Here is a 19,424-nt window from a genome sequence, read left to right on the forward strand (position 1 = left end):
TCATCAAAACCGTTCCCCCGATCTTGTACCGAGGTCAGGCTTCAGGCATTCCGGTGCGATTTTCCGCCTATTTTGCGCTCAGGTCCAGAAGATTCCCCCGCTCGCGGCTTATCCTTTTCGTCCAACTTGTCAGAAATACTGGTGAATCGCCGGGGCGCGAGGCACCCCAAAGGCCGCCCCGCTGTTCCCACCAGCCGCCCTCGGTCAACAGCATCCGGTGCGGCAGGAAGCCGGGGGTCAGCAGCAGGATCATCGCCAGCGCGCCCTCGGCCACCGCCGCCGCCGCGCGGGCGCGCAACGACCGGGCCTGCCAGTGCCAGCCGGCCAGAAAGACCTCGTGCAGGGGCCGCATGGGCAGGGGCCGGAAAGCGGGCGGATCGGGGCGGTCCCAGGGGGGCAAGGGGGCCGGCACGGCGCGCCGCCCCTCGGCCAGGCCACGCTCCAGCGTGGCCAGCAGCGGCCTGACGGCGCACGGGTCCAGCCGGCCGGCCAGCATGTGCCGCAACAGCCGGCGACGCTGCGATTCGCGCACCCAGCCCGGGCCGCCGCCATGACGCCGGGCAAAGATCGCCGCCGAACGGCCGATCCGGGTCAGATCGCCGGGCACGCCGCCCGCCTTGCGATCCGCCCCCGGCGCAAGGCCGTGGATCACCTGCGCCTGCGGCACCACCGCCGTCAGCGCCTGCGGAAACCGCGCGGCCATGCGCATGTTCACGTCGCTTTCGTCCAGATAATAGCCATAGGCGGGATCGAAGCCGCCGATCCGCAGCAGCGCATCGCGGCGGAACGCGCAATTGGTGCCGATGGTGTTGACAGGCTCGCCGCCCTCGACCGGCAACAGCGCGGCCCCGTCCAGCCCGATCGGCCGGGTCTGCCCCGAGGCGGTCAGCCGTTCGGCCCGGGCCTGCCAGCTCAGCCCGTCGGGGCCGCGCGTGAAACCGGCCGCCGCCAGCACGCGCGAATCAGCGAAGGGCGCGGTCAGCGCGCTGGCCCAGCCCGGCACCGCCAGCGCGTCGTCATCGATGAAGGCGATCACCTCGCCGGCCGACAGGGCGATGCCCTCGTTGCGCGCGGCCGGGATATTGGGCTGGTCGAAGACGCAGCGTTTCAGCGGCAGATCGGGACAGATATCGACCGAGCCCGGATCGGCGACCAGCACGATCTCGATGGCGGGGTGGTCCTGGCGGCTCAGCGCGGTCAGGCAGCGCTCCAGCGCCTGAGGCCGGTGGCGCGAGACGATGACAATGCTGGTCCGGGCCGGCGGCGCCGGCGGCTGGACCATCAGGCGATGCCCATGCACTGCATCATCGCCTCGAGCTTGGGCACGTCCGACGGGTTGTTCAGCTCCCAGAATTCGCGGCCGCGCGCCTCGACCTCGACGCAAAGGATGCGCCGGCCGCGTTCGAGGAAGCGCAGCTGTTCAAGCCCCTCCAGCGTCTCCAGGCGCCCCTCGTCCCAGGTCGGATATTCGGCCAGCGGCGCGGGACGATAGGCATAGACGCCGACATGGTGAAAGACCGGCGTCGGATCGCTGGGGCCGAATTCGGCGCCTGCATGGGGAATCACCTCTTTCGAGAAATACAGCGCCCGCCGGTCATGGCCGAAAACCGCAGTGGTGCCGCCGACGCGGCCCGCCACGCGATCCGCGATCAGATCCGAACGCATCGCGCCCGTGCACTGCAACACCGGCGTCGCCACATCGGCGCCGGGATCGGCGCGCAGCCCGGCGACCAGATCCTCGACGAACCAGGCCGGGGTCAGCGGCGCGTCGCCCTGCAGGTTCACCACGATCTCGGGCGCGAGGCCCAGATTGGCCACCGCCTCGGCGCAGCGTTCGGTGCCGTTGCGGGCCCCGGTCGAGGTCATCGCGACCTCGGCCCCGAACCCCTCGGCATGATCGCGGATGCGCGCGTCGTCGGTCGCCACGATCACCCGGTCGATGCCCCGCGCGGCACAGGCCGCCTCCCAGCTGCGGCGGATCAGGCTGCGCCCCTGCCCCGAGGCGCCGCGCAGTTCGACCAGCGGCTTGCCGGGATAGCGGGTCGAGGCATGGCGGGCGGGAATCACGATGACGACGGACATGGGATCAGTCCTTGACCAGCAGCACACCCGGCGCGAAGGCGATGAAGAACGGGTTCTCGAAGCCCGGCTTGCCATAGGTCAGGGGCGTATGGTCGTCGAAACGCACCACCTCGCCGCCCGCCGCGCGCAACACCGCGTCGCCGGCCGCGGTGTCCCATTCCATGGTCCGGCCCAGCCGCGGATAAAGGTCCGCCTCGCCCGTGGCGACAAGGCAGAATTTCAGCGAACTGCCGGCCGAGGTCATGTCGCGCACGCCATAGCGGTCGATATAGTCGTCGGTCGCCGCATCGCGATGCGATTTCGAGGCCACGACCATCAGGCCGCGATTGTCGGGCATCGAGTTCACGCCGATCGGCGTCAACTCGCCGGGGGTCTCGCCGAAGGGGGCCTTTTCCTCGACCGCGCCACCCTCGGCTGCGGTGTAGAACAGGCGTTCCTTGGCCGGGGCATAGACCACGCCCAGCCGCGGTACGCCATTCTCGACATAGGCGATGTTCACGGTGAAATCGCCGCGGCGCTGGACGAATTCCTTGGTCCCGTCCAGCGGATCGACGATCAGAAAGCTGGACAGGGTCTGGCCATGGGTGGCGGCCTGTTCCTCGGTCACCAGCGGAATATCGGGGAATGCGGCGCGCAGCCCGGCGGAAATCAGCGCGTCGGCGGCCTCGTCCGCCTCGGTCACCGGCGAGGCGTCGGACTTGGCGCGGACCTCGAAATCCTCGCTGCCATAGATGCGCATGATCTCGGCGCCCGCCCGCAGGGCAAGGCGGCGCATTTCGGCAATCAATAGATCGAATTGCATGGGCTTTCCTTTCCAGACCGGGCTTCCCGCGATGCCACGCCGATTGTAACAGGCATTCGCGTTCCTTATGATGTGGCGGATCGCGCAGGGCAAGCGCCCGGCAACCCCAAGCAGAAGTCGAACCTGTCCATGTTCACGCAGCAACGCAACCGAAACATGGTCGAAGCCGCGTTCTCGACGCTGGCGCTGATCTATCATGTCACGGTGAACAACCTGCGCAAGGGGCAGCGCAATGCCGTGGTCGGCCTGATCATGACCGTGCTGCAGTCGGTCGGCATGATCCTGGGCTTTTATCTGATGTTCGTGGTCATCGGCGTGAAGACCTCGCCCATCCGGGGCGATTTCATCGTCTATATCATGACCGGGATCTTCATGTTCATGGCCCATTCGCAGGCCATCGGCGCGGTCTCGGGCATGGGCAACCCGAACAACCAGATGATGAAGCACGGACCGATGAACCCCGCCGTGCTGATCACCTCGGCGGCGCTGGCGGCGCTTTACCGGCAGACGTTTTCGGCGGTGGTGATCCTGTCGGCCTATAATTACCTGGTCGAGCCGGTCGAGATCGACCGCCCGCTGGCCTGCTATGGCATGCTGCTGCTGTCCTGGTTCTCGGGCTGCTGCATCGGGCTGATCTTTCTGTCGATCCGGCCCTGGTGGCCGCAGGCGGCGACGGTGCTGACCCAGTTCTACCAGCGCATCAACATGGTGTTTTCCGGCAAGATGTTCGTCGCCAACACCATGCCGGGCGCGATGCTGCAGATCTTTGCCTGGAACCCCCTGTTTCACATCATCGACCAGACGCGCGGCTTCGCCTTCATCAACTATGCGCCGCGCAATTCCTCGCTGACATATCCGGTCTATGCCACGCTGGCGCTGCTGATGATCGGGCTGATGGCGGAATTCGTGACCCGCAGATCCGCCTCGATCAGCTGGTGGGCGGGGCGCTGAACCCGCCCGGTGGCGCGGCGGCCACGCCTGGCCGGACATTCGTCACAAAAGCGATATTTTCTGCGAAGCGGTCTGCTTGCAGGCCGCCAGACCCCTTCCTATATAGGCCCATGAACGCCGGGAGCGCCCGCCTGACGGGCCCGTCCGGACCAATCCAGGGATTGGGTTTCGGGGGCCTCATGGGACCCGCAGCCCGTAATATCGCCGCAAGAAAGGTTATTGCATGTCTAAAGTCATCGGCATCGACCTCGGGACCACGAACAGCTGCGTCGCCATCATGGACGGCAGCCAGCCCAAGGTCATCGAGAACTCGGAAGGTGCGCGCACGACGCCCTCGATCGTCGCCTTCACCGATAGCGAACGTCTGGTCGGCCAGCCTGCCAAGCGTCAGGCGGTGACCAACCCTTCGAACACGATTTTCGCCGTCAAGCGCCTGATCGGCCGCCGCACCAGCGACGCGGAAGTCGAAAAGGACAAGAAACTCGTCCCCTACAGCATTGTCGATGGCGGCAATGGCGACGCCTGGGTCGAGGTCCGGGGCGAGCAGTATTCGCCCAGCCAGATTTCCGCCTTCATCCTGCAGAAGATGAAGGAAACCGCCGAATCCTATCTGGGCGAAAAGGTCGAGCAGGCGGTGATTACCGTGCCGGCCTATTTCAACGACGCCCAGCGTCAGGCGACCAAGGATGCCGGCAAGATCGCCGGGCTTGAAGTCCTGCGCATCATCAACGAGCCGACCGCCGCCGCGCTGGCCTATGGGCTCGACAAGAAGGAATCCAAGACCATCGCCGTCTACGACCTTGGCGGCGGCACCTTCGACATCACCATCCTGGAGATCGACGACGGGCTGTTCGAGGTGAAATCCACCAACGGGGACACGTTCCTGGGCGGTGAGGATTTCGACATGCGGATCGTGAACTACCTCGCTGACGAGTTCAAGAAAGAGCATGGCGTCGATCTGACCCGCGACAAGATGGCGCTGCAGCGCCTGAAAGAGGCCGCCGAAAAGGCCAAGATCGAGCTGTCCAGCGCCTCGCAGACCGAGATCAACCAGCCGTTCATCTCGATGGACAAGGATTCGGGCACGCCGCTGCACATGGTCATGAAACTGACCCGCGCCAAGCTGGAATCGCTGGTCGGCGACCTCATCAAGCGCACCATGAAGCCGGTTCAGGACGCGCTCAAGGATGCCGGCATGTCCAAGGGCGATATCGACGAGATCGTCTTGGTCGGCGGCATGACGCGGATGCCGAAAGTGGTCGAGGAAGTGACCTCCTTCTTCGGCAAGGAGCCGCATAAGGGCGTGAACCCGGACGAGGTCGTGGCGCTTGGCGCCGCGATTCAGGCCGGCGTGCTGCAGGGCGATGTCAAGGACGTGGTGCTGCTGGACGTGACGCCGCTGTCCCTGGGCATCGAAACCCTGGGCGGCGTGTTCACCCGCCTGATCGACCGCAACACCACCATCCCGACCAAGAAATCGCAGATCTTCTCGACCGCCGAGGACAATCAGAACGCGGTGACCATCCGCGTCTTCCAGGGCGAGCGTGAAATGGCCGCGGACAACAAGCTGCTGGGCCAGTTCAACCTTGAGGACATCCCGCCGGCGCCGCGCGGCATGCCGCAGATCGAGGTCACCTTCGATATCGACGCGAACGGCATCGTCTCGGTTTCCGCCAAGGACAAGGGCACCGGCAAGGAACAGAAGATCACCATCCAGGCCTCGGGCGGGCTGTCGGATGACGAGATCGAGAAGATGGTCAAGGACGCCGAGGCCAATGCCGAGGCCGACAAGTCCCGCAAGGAACTGGTCGAGGCCAAGAACCAGGCCGAAAGCCTGATCCACACCACCAAGAAGTCGCTGGAAGAGCATGGCGACAAGGTGGACGGCTCGACCGTCGAGGCGATCGAGCTGGCCGTCGGCGCGCTGGAAGAGACGCTCAAGTCCGACGATGCCGGCAAGATCAAGGGCGGCATCCAGAACCTGATGGACGCCTCGATGAAGCTGGGCGAGGCCATCTACAAGGCCAGCCAGGATGAATCCGGCAAGGCCGATGCCGATGACGAGGCCGGCCCCCGCGACGTGGATGACGAGATCGTCGATGCCGATTTCGAGGATCTCGGCGAGGACAAGCGCAAGTAAGCGCGATGTGACCCAACCGGCCGGCCCGCTGCAGACCCGCACGGGCCGGTTGCTTCTTTAAGGACCCCGGACGCGAACGACATGGCGAAACGCGACTATTACGATATTCTGGGCGTTGCTCGGGGGGCGTCGGCCGACGAGATCAAGAAGGCCTATCGCACCAAGGCAAAGCAGCTGCACCCGGACCGCAACAAGGATTGCAAGGTTTCCGAAGCCGAGTTCAAGGAAGTGAACGAGGCTTATGAATGCCTGAAGGACGGTCAGAAAAAGGCCGCCTATGACCGTTTCGGCCATGCCGCCTTTGAAAATGGCGGCGGCGGCTTCGGGCGCGGCGGTCATCCGGGCGGCGATTTCGGCTCGGCCTTCGCGGATGTGTTCGAGGATCTGTTCGGCGACATGATGGGCCGCCGCGCGGGCGGCGGCGGCGGCCGCTCGCGCGCCAGCCGCGGCCAGGATCTGCGCTACAACCTGCGCGTCTCGCTTGAGGATGCCTTCGCCGGCGTGCAAAAGACCATCAACGTGCCCGGATCGGTGGCCTGCGATTCCTGCAACGGCACCGGCGCCGAGGGCGCGGTCGAGCCGACCTCCTGCCCGACGTGTTCCGGCATGGGCAAGGTTCGGGCGACGCAGGGATTTTTCACCGTCGAACGCACCTGCCCGACCTGCGGCGGCCAGGGCCAGATCGTCAAGAATCCCTGCACGGATTGCCACGGCGCCGGGCGCGTCCAGAAGGAACGCACCCTGTCGGTCAACATCCCGGCGGGGGTCGAGACCGGCACCCGCATCCGTCTGGCCGGCGAGGGCGAGGCCGGCATGCGCGGCGGCCCGGCCGGCGATCTTTACATCTTCATCGAGGTCAGGGAGCACCCGATCTTTCTGCGCGACGGCAAGATGCTGGCCTGCCAGGTTCCGGTCAGCATGGCGACCGCCGCGCTTGGCGGCGAAATCGAGGTGCCGACCATCGACGGCGGCCGCTCGCGGGTCAAGGTGCCCGCCGGCACGCAATCGGGCAAACAGCTGCGTCTGCGCGGAAAAGGCATGCCGCCCCTGCGCCACGGTCCGGGCATGAGCGGCGAATCGGGCGACATGCTGATCGAGCTTTCGGTCGAAACGCCGGTGAATCTGACCGCGCGGCAAAAGGAACTGCTGCGCGAGTTCGAGAACATCAAGGCCGACAACAACCCGCAGACACAGGGTTTCTTTCATAAGATCAAGGGCTTCTGGGACGAGATGAAGGGCTGAGCGCCGCTTAACCCTTTTTTCATTCCCGCGTGGCAACGTGGCTGCCATGGACAGGAATCACGCCTTTCACGAAGCTCCGCTGCCGCTGTTTCCAGGCGCCCCTTCCGGGCGCGCCGGGGATGAGGCGGTGCCGGCCAGCGGCGCGCTCGCGCCGCGCGGCCGGCCGACGCCCAGCTATCTGGCCGATCACCGCGCGCGGCTGCGCGAACGCTTCATGCAGGGCGGGGCCACGGCGATGCCCGATTACGAGCTGCTGGAACTGGTCCTGTTCCGCGCCATCCCGCGCCAGGATGTGAAACCGCTGGCGCGCCGGCTCATGGAGCGTTTCGGCGACTTCAATCGCGTGCTCACCGCCCCACCCGCCCGGCTGGGCGAAATCTCCGGCGTCGGCCCGGCGGTGATCCAGGAACTGAAGATCGTCGAGGCCGCGGCGCAAAGGCTTGCCCGGGCGCGCGTCATGCACCGCCCCGTGCTGACCAGCTGGGACGCGCTGCTGGACTATTGCCACACCGCCATGGCGCATCGCGAGATCGAACAGTTCCGGGTCCTCTATCTGGATCGCAAGAACGTCCTGATCGCGGATGAGGAACAGGCCCGCGGCACGGTCGATCACGTTCCGGTCTATCCGCGCGAAATCATGCGCCGGGCACTGGAACTGACCGCCAGCGCCCTGATTCTGGTGCATAACCATCCCTCGGGCGATCCGACACCGTCACAGGCCGACATCGCGATGACCGGCCGCATCGTCGCGGCTGGCGAGGTCATGGGAATCGCGGTCCATGACCATCTGATCATCGGCAAGGCGCGCGAACTCAGCTTTCGCAGCGAAGGCCTTCTTTAGCCCGCCCTGGCCCGGCGCCGGCGGCAGCCAAAATCCCACACCTGCGGCGATATGCGGCAGATTCTCACCGCTGGCCTTCTGGACTGACATGAATTTGATCGCTAGAACCGCCTAAGCGAGGGCTGTGTTCGACACGGCCCGTTCGGCCGTATCGCCCCGCAAGGGGTAAAAATGGAGATCAAACCCGTGTCCCACGCAGACGAACACGCAGGCGACCACGGCACCCGGAGGGACTTCCTCTATTACGCGACTGCCGGCGCCGGCACGATCGCGGCGGGTGCCGCAGCCTGGACGCTTGTCAATCAGATGAACCCATCGTCAGACGTGCAGGCGCTTGCCTCGATCCAGGTCGATATCAGCGGGGTCGAGACCGGCACGCAGCTGACGGTGAAATGGCTGGGCAAGCCCGTGTTCATCCGCCGCCGCACCGAACAGGAAATCCAGCAGGGCCGCGAAGTCCAACTGAACCAGCTGATCGACCAGGGCGCGGAAAACGCCAACAAGCCCGGCGAGCCCGCAACGGACGAAAACCGCACCATGGACGAGGCCGGCGAATGGCTGGTGATGATCGGCGTCTGCACCCATCTGGGCTGCGTGCCGATCGGTGACGGCGCAGGCGATTTCGGCGGCTGGTTCTGCCCCTGCCATGGCAGCCATTACGATACGGCCGGACGCATCCGTCGTGGCCCGGCACCGAAGAACCTGCCGGTTCCCGTGGCCGAGTTCATCAACGAAACCACCATCAAACTGGGCTGAGGAGACGCAGATGGCCGGAATTCCCCACGACCATTACGAGCCCAGGACGGGCTTTGAACGCTGGCTGCATCGCCGCCTTCCCGTCGTCAGCCTGGTCTATGACACGCTGATGATTCCAACCCCCAAGAACCTGAACTGGTGGTGGATCTGGGGCATTGTGCTGGCCTTTTGCCTGGTCCTGCAGATCGTGACCGGCATCGTGCTGGTGATGCATTACACGCCGCATGCCGACATGGCCTTCGCCAGCGTCGAGCACATCATGCGCAACGTCAATGGCGGGTACATGATCCGCTACCTGCATGCCAATGGCGCCTCGCTGTTCTTCTTTGCCGTCTACATCCACATTTTCCGCGGCCTGTATTACGGCTCGTACAAGGCGCCGCGCGAAGTGACCTGGATCATCGGCATGCTGATCTATCTGGCGATGATGGCGACGGCCTTCATGGGCTATGTGCTGCCCTGGGGTCAGATGTCCTTCTGGGGCGCAACGGTGATCACCGGCCTGTTCGGCGCGATCCCGGGCATCGGCGAATCGATCCAGACCTGGCTCCTGGGCGGGCCGGCGGTGGACAACCCGACGCTGAACCGCTTCTTCTCGCTGCATTACCTGCTGCCCTTCGTGATCGCGGCGCTGGTGCTGCTCCATGTCTGGGCCTTCCACACCACCGGCAACAACAACCCCACCGGCATCGAGGTGCGCCGCACCAGCAAGGAAGAGGCCGCCAAGGACACCGTGCCCTTCTGGCCCTATTTCGTGATCAAGGACCTGTTCGCGCTGGCCGTGATCCTGGTGGTGTTCTTCGCCGTCGTCGGCTTCATGCCGAACTATCTGGGCCACCCCGACAACTATATCGAGGCGAACCCGCTTTCGACGCCCGCCCATATCGTGCCGGAATGGTACTTCCTGCCCTTCTACGCGATCCTGCGGGCCTTTACCGCGGATGTCTGGGTGGTGATGCTGGTCGAATGGCTGTCCTTCGGCATCATCGACGCCAAGTTCTTCGGCGTTCTGGCGATGTTCGGGGCGATCCTGGTCTTGGCCCTTGTGCCGTGGCTGGACACCTCGCGCGTGCGTTCCGGCCAGTACCGGCCGCTGTTCAAGTGGTGGTACTGGCTTGTGGCCGCGGACTTTGTCGTCCTGATGTGGGTCGGCGCCCGGCCGACCGAGGGGATCTATCCCTATATCGCGCTGGCGGCTTCGGCATATTGGTTCGCTTACTTCCTGATCATCCTGCCGCTTCTGGGCATCATCGAAAAGCCGGCGCCCATGCCGCAGACGATCGAGGAAGACTTCAACGCCCATTACGGGCCAGAAACCCATCCTGCCGAGTAAGGAGAGGCATCAATGACCATGAGAAACGTATCGCTCACGGCTGTTGCGGCCCTGACGATGGTCTTGGCAGGCAGCGCGCTGGCCCAGGATTCCGATGCCGCTCAAGGGGCTTCGGCCGCCGCGACCGAGGCGCCGGTGGCCGAAGCGCCAATGACAGAAGCCCCCCAGGCCGCCGAGGCGGACGCCACCGCCGGCGAAGAGCCGGCAGCGGCCGAGGAGCCTGAGGCAGAGGAGCCGGTAGCCGAGGAAGCTGCGGCCGAAGAACCGGCGGCAGAGGCCGAAACCGCTGAAGAACCTGCCGGTGAGGAAGTTGCGGAAGCTGCGGAAGAGCCTCATATCGAGGATATCTCCTTCAGCTTCGAGGGGCCTTTCGGCAAATATGACCAGTTCCAGCTGCAACGCGGCCTGCAGGTCTATACCGAGGTCTGCGCCGCCTGCCACGGTCTGCGCTATGTGCCGCTGCGCACCCTGGAAGACCAGAACGGTCCCGGACTGCCGGAAAATCAGGTCCGCGCCTATGCCGCGAATTTCGATATCTACGACCCGGAAGCGGACGAGGATCGCCCGCGCATCCCGACCGACCATTTCCCCACCGTCTCGGGCGACGGCATGGGGCCGGATCTGTCGCTGATGGCCAAGGCAAGGGCCGGCTTCCACGGCCCCGCCGGCACCGGGATTTCGCAGCTGATCAACGGCATCGGCGGCCCGGAATACATCCATGCCGTCCTGACCGGCTATAGCGGTGAAACCAAGGAAGAGGCGGGCGCCGTTCTCTACCACAACACCGCCTTTGCCGGGAACTGGATCCAGATGCCCGAGCCGCTGAGCGACGATCTGGTCACCTATGAGGACGGCACCCCCGCCACGGTGGATCAGATGGCCCGCGACGTGTCGGCCTTCCTGATGTGGACCGCCGAACCCAAGCTGATGGACCGCAAGCAGGTCGGCTTTGTCTCGGTCATCTTCCTGATCGTTCTGTCCGCCCTGCTCTATCTGACCAACAAGAAGCTCTGGTGGTCGATCAAGCATGCCCGCCAGCCCGAGTGATCGCGGATAAATGACGGCAAGACGCGCTCCTTCGGGGGCGCGTTTTTCATTGGCGGGCCGGCTCTGGACAAAACCCGCCGCCCCCGGTGAGATGGCGCGAGCAAGGACAGGGGGGCGCATGACCATCTATAATCTCGGCTCGATCAATATCGACCATGTGTATCGGCTTGCCGCGCTGCCCCGGGCCGGCGAAACGCTGGGCTCGCTGGATCTGCGGCTGGGGCTGGGCGGCAAGGGCGCGAATCAATCCGTCGCCGCTGCCCGCGCCGGGGCGGATGTCGTGCATTTGGGGGCGATGGGGACCGGCGACGACTGGGTGCTGGCGCGGCTGGCCGCCGCCGGCGTCGACACGCGGGCCATCGCGCGGCTGCCCGAGGTCGCGACCGGTCATGCCATCATTCTGGTCGATCCCGGGGGCGAGAATTCGATCATCCTGCATGGCGGCGCGAACCGCGCCCTGCCGGAGAACCTGCTGACCCAGGAGCTTGCCGCGATCGGCCCCGGCGCTATCCTGCTGCTGCAGAATGAAACCAGCCTGCAGCCCGAGGCCGCCGCGCAGGCGAAAGCCGCCGGCGCCCGGGTGATCTATTCCGCCGCCCCGTTCGAGATCGCGCCGCTGCGCGCGGTCCTGCCCCATATCTCGATCCTCGCGGTCAATGAAATCGAGGCCCGCGACACCTTCGCCGCCTTTGGCGAGGATCTGCCCATCGACGGGATGCTGATCACCCGGGGCGCGGCGGGGGCCGAATATCGCGACCTGCGCGGCGGCCCGGCGCGGCTTCAGCCCGCGTTTCAGGTGCGGGCCGAGGACACGACCGGGGCGGGCGACTGCTTTGCCGGCTGGTTCGCCGCCGGCCTGTCGCGAGGCGAGGATATCGCCACCGCCCTGCGCCATGCCGCCGCAGCCGCCGCGCTGCAGGTCACGCGCAAGGGGGCGGGCGACGCGATGCCCGGGCGCGACGAGGTGATGACATTTCTGAAACAGCACGGATGAGCGCTTGCCCGCGCGCCGCCCTGCGCCTATCTGGATTGCCATGAAAATCCCGTTTCTGAACCGCCCGCCCAGCATTGCCGTTCTGCGCCTGCAGGGCGCGATCGGCGCCGTCGGCCGAGGCACGGGCCTCTCTGACGCGGCACTGGCGCCGCTGCTGGAACGCGCCTTCCGGCGCCGCAGGCCGGCGGCGGTCGCGCTGGCCGTGAACTCGCCCGGCGGCTCGCCGGTGCAATCCAGCCTGATCGGCGCCCGCATCCGCCGCCTGGCCGAGGAAAACGACATTCCCGTCCACGCCTTTGTCGAGGATGTCGCCGCCTCGGGGGGCTACTGGCTGGCCTCCAGCGCGGATTTCATCTGGGCCGATGAAAGCTCGGTCCTGGGCTCGATCGGGGTCATCTCGGCCGGTTTCGGCTTCAACGAGCTGATCCAGCGCCACGGGATCGAGCGGCGCGTGCATACCGCCGGGCGCTCGAAATCGCTGCTCGACCCGTTCCGCCCGGAAACGCCCGAGGATGTCGCGCGGCTGGACCGGCTGCTTGGCCCGATCCACGAGGCCTTCAAGCAGCAGATCCGCAGCCGCCGGGGCGACCGGCTGGCGCGCGATGCCGACCTGTTCACCGGCGATATCTGGACCGGGCGCGAGGCGGTGAAACTGGGCCTTGCCGATGGCATCGCGCATCTGGTGCCGAAGATGCGCGAGCTTTACGGCGAAAAGGTCCGTTTCCTGACCTATGGCCCGCGCGCCTCGCTGCTGCGCCGCTTTGGCCTGTCGGCCGATGATGTCATCGACTCCCTTGAGCAACGCAGCGCCTTCGCGCGTTTCGGGGCCGGCCGCGGATGATCAAGCTCGTCATCTTGTGCCTGCTGGTGATCGTCGCGCTTGCGCTCATGGCGGGGCCGGGCCTGCGCCGGCTGATCGCGCGCCTGCTTGGACTGCCGCATAGATGATTGTTGAGTTGCTCCTGATCCTGTTCGGCCTTGCCGCGCTTGTCACTGGCGGCGAGTTTCTTGTGCGGGGGGCGGTCGGCCTGTCCCTGCGCCTGGGTCTGCCGGCGCTGATCGTCGGGCTGACGGTCGTGGCCTTCGGCACCTCGGCGCCCGAGATGATCGTATCGGTCGCGGCGGTGCTGAACGGCTCGCCCGATATCGCGCTTGGCAATGTCATCGGCTCGAATATCGCGAATATCCTGCTGGTCCTTGGCCTGCCGGCCCTGGTTTCGGGCATTGCCACCCGCGACACCGACCTGCGCGAAAGCTGGGTCATGATGATCGCGGCCTCGATCCTGCTGATCGCCATGGCCTTCATGGGGCCGCTGGGCCGGCCGCAGGGCGCGATCCTGCTGGCCGCTCTGGCCACCGTCCTGTGGCGCCAGATCACGACGGCGCGGCAGGGCAGCGTCGATCTGCCCGCCGGCGATCAGGCTGCCGGCTGGCGCACGATCCTGCTCTGGCTGCTGATCGGCCTGATCGCCCTGCCGGTCGGCGGGCAGATGCTGGTCGCGGGCGCGACCGATATCGCGCGCCAGCTGGGCATCAGCGAGGCGGTGATCGGCCTGACGCTGGTCGCCGTCGGCACGTCGCTGCCCGAGCTGGCGACCTCGGTCATCGCGGCGCTGCGCGGGCGCGCGGATCTTGCGCTTGGCAATGTCATCGGCTCGAATATCTTCAATATCCTGTCGATACTGGGCGTCACCGCCCTGATCGGCACCCTGCCCGTGCCGGCGCAGATGCTGCGGCTGGACCTGTGGATCATGCTGGCCGCCGCGCTGCTGCCGGCGCCCTTCCTGTTTCGCGGCTGGCAGTTGAACCGGCTGGCCGGCGCGGCGCTGCTGGGCATCTATGCGATCTATCTAGGGATGATCCTGTGACCGCGCTGATCACCGGCGCCGGCCAGAGGCTCGGCCGCGCCATCGCGCTGTATCTGGCCGGGCGCGGTCAGGATGTCGCGATCCATTTCCACCACTCGGCCGATGGGGCCGAGGCCACGGCAGCCGAGGCCCGCGCCATGGGCGTCCGGGCCGAGGCCTTTCACGCCGATCTGCTGGATCTCGACCAGACCGAGACGCTGATCGGCCGGGTTGCCGCCGTGCTGGGGCCGCTGACGCTTTTGGTCAACAATGCCTCGATCTTTGAATATGACAATCTTGACAGCGCCACGCGGCAAAGCTGGGACCGGCATATCGGCTCGAACCTGCGGGCGCCGTTTCTGCTGACCCAGGCCTTTGCGCGACAGGCGCCCAAAGCGGATCACGGCACGGATGAGCCGCGCGCGCGGGCGCTGGTGATCAATATGATAGACCAGCGCGTGCTGAAGCCGACGCCCGAATTCATGACCTATTCGATCGCCAAGGCGGGGCTTTGGTGGCTGACGCGCAGCGCGGCCCAGGCTCTGGCGCCCGATATCCGGGTCAACGCCATCGGCCCCGGCCCGACCCTGCAGGGGATCCGCCAAAGCGACGAGCATTTCGCCCGCCAGCGTGCCGCCACCATCCTGCAACGCGGCGCCGGACCCGACGACATCTGCGCGGCGGTCGGCTATCTGATCGACGCGCCATCGGTCACGGGGCAGCTGATCTGCGTGGACGGAGGGCAGCATCTGGCATGGCGGACGCCGGATGTTCTGGGAGTAGAATAGGGCCCGGCTTCGCCTCTGACGCGATGACTTGTCCACCTTTGGCTTGGCGTTCACCAAAGCTTCACGATTCTGGCAAGGAATTCAGTAGATTGTGGCGATCACAAAAAATATCGTTTGAAATCAATAGTCTATGTTTGTGCCTAATATTTGGGCAAACCGTGGATTTCTCAATAGAGCCTCGCAGTTTGCTCACTGCCCCCAAGGCCACCCACAGAGTTATCCACAGATTCCGTGGAAAGGATTCATCTTGAACTTATCGGTTCAAATTTGCAGCCAGACGAAAGAATCACTTTATTAGCAGCATGACCGATTCCGACCCAGAAAAGCCGCCGGCACGGACCGGCCAGGTGCTGATCCAGGACTATGTGAGGACGCTGGACAATTCGCCCGGCGTCTATCGCATGCTGGATGCGCAGGGCGCGGTGCTTTACGTCGGCAAGGCGCGGAACCTGCGGGCGCGGGTCTCCAGCTATGCGCGCGCGCATGGCCATTCCGCGCGGATCGAGCGGATGATCCGCGAGACCTGCTCGATGATGTTCCTGACCACCCGCACCGAGACCGAGGCGCTGCTTCTGGAGCAGAACCTGATCAAGCAGCTCAAGCCGCGCTACAACGTGCTGTTGCGCGACGACAAGTCGTTTCCCAATATTCTGGTTGCCAAGTCCCACCCCTTTGCCCAGATCAAGAAGCATCGCGGCGCGAAATCGGAAAAGGGCGATTATTACGGCCCCTTTGCCAGCGCCGGCGCGGTGAACCGGACGCTGAACCAGTTGCAGCGGGTGTTTCTGCTGCGCTCCTGCACGGATGCGACATTCGCCAACCGCAGCCGGCCCTGCCTGCTTTACCAGATCAAGCGCTGCTGCGCGCCCTGTGTCGGGCGGATCGAGCTTGACGATTACAACGCGCTGGTCAGGGATGCCGAGCAGTTCCTGCAGGGCAAGACCACGACCATCCAGGCGCAGCTGGCGGCCGAGATGGCGGCGGCCTCCGAGGCGATGGAATACGAACGCGCCGCCGCCCTGCGCGACCGGATCAAGGCGCTGACCGCCGTGCAGTCTGTGCAGGCGATCAACCCGCGCGGCGTGGCCGAGGCGGATATCGTCGCGCTGCACATGGAGGGCGGGCAGGCCTGCGTGCAGGTCTTTTTCATCCGCGGCAATCAAAGCTGGGGCAACCGCGATTTCTATCCGAAGCTGAACGGCGTCGAATCCGCCGATGAGGTGATGCAGGCCTTTCTGGCGCAGTTCTACGACGGCAAGGTGCCGCCGCGCATGATCCTGCTGTCGCACGGGATCGAGGACCCGGACCTGATGCAGGACGCGCTCTCCGACAAGGCCGGGCGCAAGGTCACGCTGGGCGTGCCCCGGCGCGGCGAAAAGGCGGAACTGGTGGAAAACGCATTGCGCAATGCCCGCGAAAGCCTGGCGCGGCGCATGTCGGAAAGCGCCGCGCAGGCCCGCCTGCTGCAAGGTCTGGCCGATGCCTTCGACCTGCCCGCCCCGCCCCGCCGGATCGAGATCTATGACAACAGCCATATCCAGGGCACCAATGCGGTCGGCGGCATGGTCGTCACCGGCCCCGAGGGCTGGATCAAGAGCCAGTATCGCAAGTTCAACATCAAGGGCACCGAGATCACGCCGGGCGACGATTTCGGCATGATGAAAGAGGTGCTGACCCGCCGCTTTGCCCGTCTGCTCAAGGACGATCCCGACCGCGAGACCGAGGCCTGGCCCGACCTGCTGCTGATCGACGGCGGCGCCGGGCAGGTCAGCGCCGTCCACCAGATCATGGCCGAACTGGGGGTCGAGGACGTCCCGATGATCGGCGTCGCCAAGGGCGAGGATCGCGACCACGGCAAGGAGGAGTTTCACCGCTTCGGCCAGCGGCCCTTTGCCCTGCGGATGAACGACCCGGTGCTGTATTTCGTCCAGCGCATGCGCGACGAGGCGCATCGCTGGGCTATCGGCAGCCATCGCGCGAAACGCGCCAGGGCCGTCATGGCCAACCCGCTGGACGAGATCGCCGGCATCGGCGCCGCGCGCAAGCGCGCCCTTCTGGCGCATTTCGGCAGTGCCAAGGCGGTCAGCCGCGCGGGTCTTGCCGATCTGGTCGCGGTCGGGGGGATCAGCGAGGCCATGGCCCAGAAGATCGTCGATCATTTCCAGAAAGGTTAGCTGTCCGATCCCCGGCTGCAATTGTCGCGCCCCCTTCCCCCCGCCGCGACAAGTGCCTAGATTGCAGTCATGCGCTGGACCCTGCCCAATATCCTGACTGTTCTGCGACTGGTGGCCGCGCCGCTGGTGCCGCTGATGTTTCTGTTCCTCAGCCGGCCCTTTGCAGATTTCGCGGCGCTGGTGCTGTTTCTGGTCGCCGCCGCGACCGACTGGCTGGACGGTCATCTGGCCCGCGCCTGGGGTCAGGAAAGCCGATTCGGCGCCGCCATGGATCCGATCGCCGACAAGGCCATGGTGATCATCGCGGTCGTGGTCATCACCGGCTATTCGGGGATGAACCCCTGGCTGATCCTGCCCTCGACCGTGATCCTGTTCCGCGAGGTTTTCGTCTCGGGCCTGCGCGAATTTCTGGGCCATGAGGCGCGGCATCTGAAAGTGACCAATCTCGCCAAGTGGAAGACCACAGCGCAGATGGTGGCCATCGCCGTGCTGTTTCTGGGCACCGGCCTGAATTATTATGAAACCGGACGCCCGCCGCTGGTCGGAGAGCCCAGCCTGCCATGGTCGGACAGCTGGTCGGATCTGGCCACCCAGGCCGGGCTCGCGCTGATCTGGATCGCGGCCCTGCTGACCGCGATCACCGGCTGGGACTATTTCGACAAGGCGCGGCCACATCTGAGGGATGCCGATGGCGCTTGATGTCCTGTATTTCGCCTGGCTGCGCGAACGCATCGGCCAGCCCCGCGAAAGGATCGAAACCGATGCCGCGACGGTGCGCGAACTGGTGGCGCAGCTGGCCGCCATGGACGAATGGCACGCGGCGGCGCTGTCGGACCTGTCGGCCGTGCGCGTCGCCCTAGATCAGGAACTGGCCGATCTGGACGCCCCGCTTGGCGCGGCCCGCGAGGTCGCCTTTTTCCCGCCAATGACCGGGGGCTGAGATGGTCGCCCGGCTGCAGCGCGACGCCTTCGACATTGGCGAGGAATTGCGGGATTTCGGCGCCGGCGCGGGCGCCATTGTCAGCTTTTCGGGGCTGGTCAGGGCCGAAGGGGGCCGGCTGGTCGCGCTGGAGATCGAGCATTATCCCGGCATGACCGAAAAGGCGATGACCGCCTATGGCGAGGCGGCGGCGGAACGGTTCGGGTTGCGCGACTGGCGCATCATCCACCGCCATGGCCGGCTGGAGGCCGGCGAGACGATCATGATGGTGGCGACCGCCGCCCGCCATCGCCGGGCGGCCTTTGACGGCGCCGAATATCTGATGGACTGGCTGAAATCGCGCGCGCCGTTCTGGAAGCGCGAAATCGGCCCCGCCGGTCCCGGCGCCTGGGTCGAGGCCAGGGCCGAGGACGAGGATGCGCTGGCCCGCTGGTAAGCCTTGGCATTGCAATCCCGGCCCGCGGCAAGCATACAGGCGCAACCAGACCGGATGACATCGCGGAGCCAGGAATGACCTATCTTGAGTTCGAAAAGCCTCTCGCCGATCTCGAAGGCAAGGCCGAGGAACTGCGCGCGCTGGCCGGCAAGGGCGAGGGCGTCGATCTGCAGAAAGAGGCCGCCGCGCTGGACAAGAAGGCCGGCGAGATGTTGCAGGATCTGTACAAATCGCTGGATCCCTGGCGCAAGACGCTGGTCGCCCGCCACCCCGAGCGGCCGCATTGCAAGGATTACATCGAGCACCTGTTCAGCGAATACACGCCACTGGCCGGCGACCGCGCCTTTGGCGAGGATCTGGCCGTGATGGGCGGGCTGGCGCGGTTCCGCGACCGGCCCTGCGTGGTGATCGGCCATGAAAAGGGCAATGACACCAAGTCGCGCCTGCTGCACAATTTCGGCATGGCGCGCCCCGAGGGCTATCGCAAGGCGATCCGGCTGATGGATCTGGCGGACCGTTTCCACCTGCCGGTGATCACGCTGGTGGATACCTCGGGCGCCTATCCCGGCAAGGGCGCCGAAGAGCGCGGCCAGGCCGAGGCCATCGCGCGGTCGACCGAGAAATGCCTGCAGATCGGCGTGCCGCTGATCTCGGTCGTGATCGGCGAGGGCGGCTCGGGCGGGGCGGTGGCATTCGCCAGCGCCAACCGCGTGGCGATGCTGGAACATTCGATCTATTCGGTGATCTCGCCCGAGGGCTGCGCCTCGATCCTGTGGAAGGATGCCAACAAGATGCGCGAGGCCGCCCATGCACTGAAGCTGACGGCGCAGGATCTGAGGAAGCTGGGCGTGATCGACCGGATCATCCCCGAGCCGATGGGCGGCGCGCAGCGCGCCCCCCTTGAGGCCATCGCATCCGTGGGCGATGCGATCCAGGCCATGCTGGACGAGTTCACCGGCATGGCCGCCGCCGAGATCGTCCGGGAACGGCGGCAGAAATTCCTGGATATGGGCACCAGGGCGCTGGCATAGCGCGAGCTTCGCCGCCGCAT

General features: G+C 65.8%; 19 protein-coding genes. 16 read left to right on the forward strand and 3 right to left on the reverse strand.

The features are described from left to right. Nucleotides 1-67: 67 nt before the first annotated feature. From IT41_RS04835 to cysQ, 3 genes are read right to left on the reverse strand one after another with little or no spacing between them, the layout of a single operon-like run. Nucleotides 68-1,282, reverse strand: a complete 1,215-nt coding sequence (locus IT41_RS04835; RefSeq protein ID WP_036739140.1) for a glycosyltransferase family 2 protein — start codon at nt 1,280-1,282, stop codon at nt 68-70. Next, complete coding sequence (locus IT41_RS04840) at nt 1,282-2,082, reverse strand: 3-deoxy-manno-octulosonate cytidylyltransferase (RefSeq protein ID WP_036739142.1); 801 nt, start codon at nt 2,080-2,082, stop codon at nt 1,282-1,284. Before IT41_RS04840 ends, IT41_RS04835 begins: the two co-directional genes overlap by 1 nt. A 4-nt stretch (nt 2,083-2,086) precedes the next feature. Further along, a complete protein-coding gene (cysQ, locus tag IT41_RS04845) occupies nt 2,087-2,884 on the reverse strand; it encodes a 3'(2'),5'-bisphosphate nucleotidase CysQ (protein WP_036739143.1) in 798 nt (265 codons plus the stop codon). Nucleotides 2,885-3,013: 129 nt separating this feature from the next. Here cysQ and IT41_RS04850 point away from each other — a divergent pair, with 129 nt between their 5' ends. The 16 genes from IT41_RS04850 to IT41_RS04925 all read left to right on the forward strand — a co-directional run bounded on the left by IT41_RS04850 (nt 3,014) and on the right by IT41_RS04925 (nt 19,404). Beyond that, the gene (locus tag IT41_RS04850; protein ID WP_036739335.1) at nt 3,014-3,835 is read left to right on the forward strand and encodes an ABC transporter permease; all 822 of its coding nucleotides are present in this window, start codon (nt 3,014-3,016) and stop codon (nt 3,833-3,835) included. A gap of 223 nt (nt 3,836-4,058) precedes the next feature. Further along, nucleotides 4,059-5,975, forward strand: coding sequence for a molecular chaperone DnaK (gene dnaK / locus IT41_RS04855; protein WP_036739145.1), 1,917 nt, complete (start codon nt 4,059-4,061; stop codon nt 5,973-5,975). An 81-nt stretch (nt 5,976-6,056) separates the two neighbouring features. Then, the gene (dnaJ, locus tag IT41_RS04860; protein ID WP_036739146.1) at nt 6,057-7,217 is read left to right on the forward strand and encodes a molecular chaperone DnaJ; all 1,161 of its coding nucleotides are present in this window, start codon (nt 6,057-6,059) and stop codon (nt 7,215-7,217) included. Nucleotides 7,218-7,263: 46 nt separating this feature from the next. Continuing rightward, nucleotides 7,264-8,058 carry a RadC family protein gene (gene radC / locus IT41_RS04865; RefSeq protein ID WP_036739147.1) on the forward strand — a complete coding sequence of 265 codons (795 nt, stop codon included), beginning with the start codon at nt 7,264-7,266 and terminating at the stop codon, nt 8,056-8,058. A gap of 171 nt (nt 8,059-8,229) precedes the next feature. Further along, on the forward strand, nt 8,230-8,814 hold the full coding sequence (petA, locus tag IT41_RS04870; protein ID WP_036739148.1) for a ubiquinol-cytochrome c reductase iron-sulfur subunit: 585 nt from the start codon (nt 8,230-8,232) through the stop codon (nt 8,812-8,814). A gap of 10 nt (nt 8,815-8,824) precedes the next feature. Further along, nucleotides 8,825-10,147, forward strand: a complete 1,323-nt coding sequence (petB, locus tag IT41_RS04875; RefSeq protein ID WP_036739149.1) for a cytochrome b — start codon at nt 8,825-8,827, stop codon at nt 10,145-10,147. 12 nt (nt 10,148-10,159) lie between these two features. Beyond that, the gene (locus tag IT41_RS04880) at nt 10,160-11,194 is read left to right on the forward strand and encodes a cytochrome c1 (RefSeq protein ID WP_036739150.1); all 1,035 of its coding nucleotides are present in this window, start codon (nt 10,160-10,162) and stop codon (nt 11,192-11,194) included. Between the two features lie 118 nt (nt 11,195-11,312). Next, nucleotides 11,313-12,188, forward strand: a complete 876-nt coding sequence (locus IT41_RS04885) for a ribokinase (RefSeq protein ID WP_036739151.1) — start codon at nt 11,313-11,315, stop codon at nt 12,186-12,188. A 40-nt stretch (nt 12,189-12,228) separates the two neighbouring features. After that, on the forward strand, nt 12,229-13,029 hold the full coding sequence (locus IT41_RS04890; RefSeq protein WP_175496390.1) for a S49 family peptidase: 801 nt from the start codon (nt 12,229-12,231) through the stop codon (nt 13,027-13,029). 103 nt (nt 13,030-13,132) lie between these two features. After that, nucleotides 13,133-14,056 (forward strand): calcium/sodium antiporter, encoded by a 924-nt coding sequence (locus tag IT41_RS04895; protein WP_036739152.1) that lies wholly within the window; start codon nt 13,133-13,135, stop codon nt 14,054-14,056. Beyond that, nucleotides 14,053-14,823, forward strand: coding sequence for an SDR family oxidoreductase (locus IT41_RS04900; protein ID WP_036739153.1), 771 nt, complete (start codon nt 14,053-14,055; stop codon nt 14,821-14,823). The genes IT41_RS04895 and IT41_RS04900 overlap by 4 nt, the downstream gene beginning before the upstream one ends. Nucleotides 14,824-15,125: 302 nt before the next feature. Then, the gene (gene uvrC, locus IT41_RS04905; RefSeq protein WP_036739154.1) at nt 15,126-16,997 is read left to right on the forward strand and encodes an excinuclease ABC subunit UvrC; all 1,872 of its coding nucleotides are present in this window, start codon (nt 15,126-15,128) and stop codon (nt 16,995-16,997) included. Between the two features lie 69 nt (nt 16,998-17,066). Then, nucleotides 17,067-17,696 (forward strand): CDP-diacylglycerol--glycerol-3-phosphate 3-phosphatidyltransferase, encoded by a 630-nt coding sequence (gene pgsA, locus IT41_RS04910; protein ID WP_036739155.1) that lies wholly within the window; start codon nt 17,067-17,069, stop codon nt 17,694-17,696. Continuing rightward, the gene (gene moaD / locus IT41_RS04915) at nt 17,686-17,937 is read left to right on the forward strand and encodes a molybdopterin converting factor subunit 1 (RefSeq protein WP_036739337.1); all 252 of its coding nucleotides are present in this window, start codon (nt 17,686-17,688) and stop codon (nt 17,935-17,937) included. The genes pgsA and moaD overlap by 11 nt, the downstream gene beginning before the upstream one ends. A gap of 1 nt (nt 17,938) precedes the next feature. Continuing rightward, the gene (locus IT41_RS04920) at nt 17,939-18,373 is read left to right on the forward strand and encodes a molybdenum cofactor biosynthesis protein MoaE (RefSeq protein ID WP_036739156.1); all 435 of its coding nucleotides are present in this window, start codon (nt 17,939-17,941) and stop codon (nt 18,371-18,373) included. Nucleotides 18,374-18,447: 74 nt separating this feature from the next. Continuing rightward, nucleotides 18,448-19,404 carry an acetyl-CoA carboxylase carboxyltransferase subunit alpha gene (locus IT41_RS04925; RefSeq protein ID WP_036739157.1) on the forward strand — a complete coding sequence of 319 codons (957 nt, stop codon included), beginning with the start codon at nt 18,448-18,450 and terminating at the stop codon, nt 19,402-19,404. Nucleotides 19,405-19,424 lie beyond the last annotated feature (20 nt).

The sequence above is a fragment of the Paracoccus halophilus genome (genome assembly GCF_000763905.1).
GTDB lineage: Bacteria > Pseudomonadota > Alphaproteobacteria > Rhodobacterales > Rhodobacteraceae > Paracoccus > Paracoccus halophilus.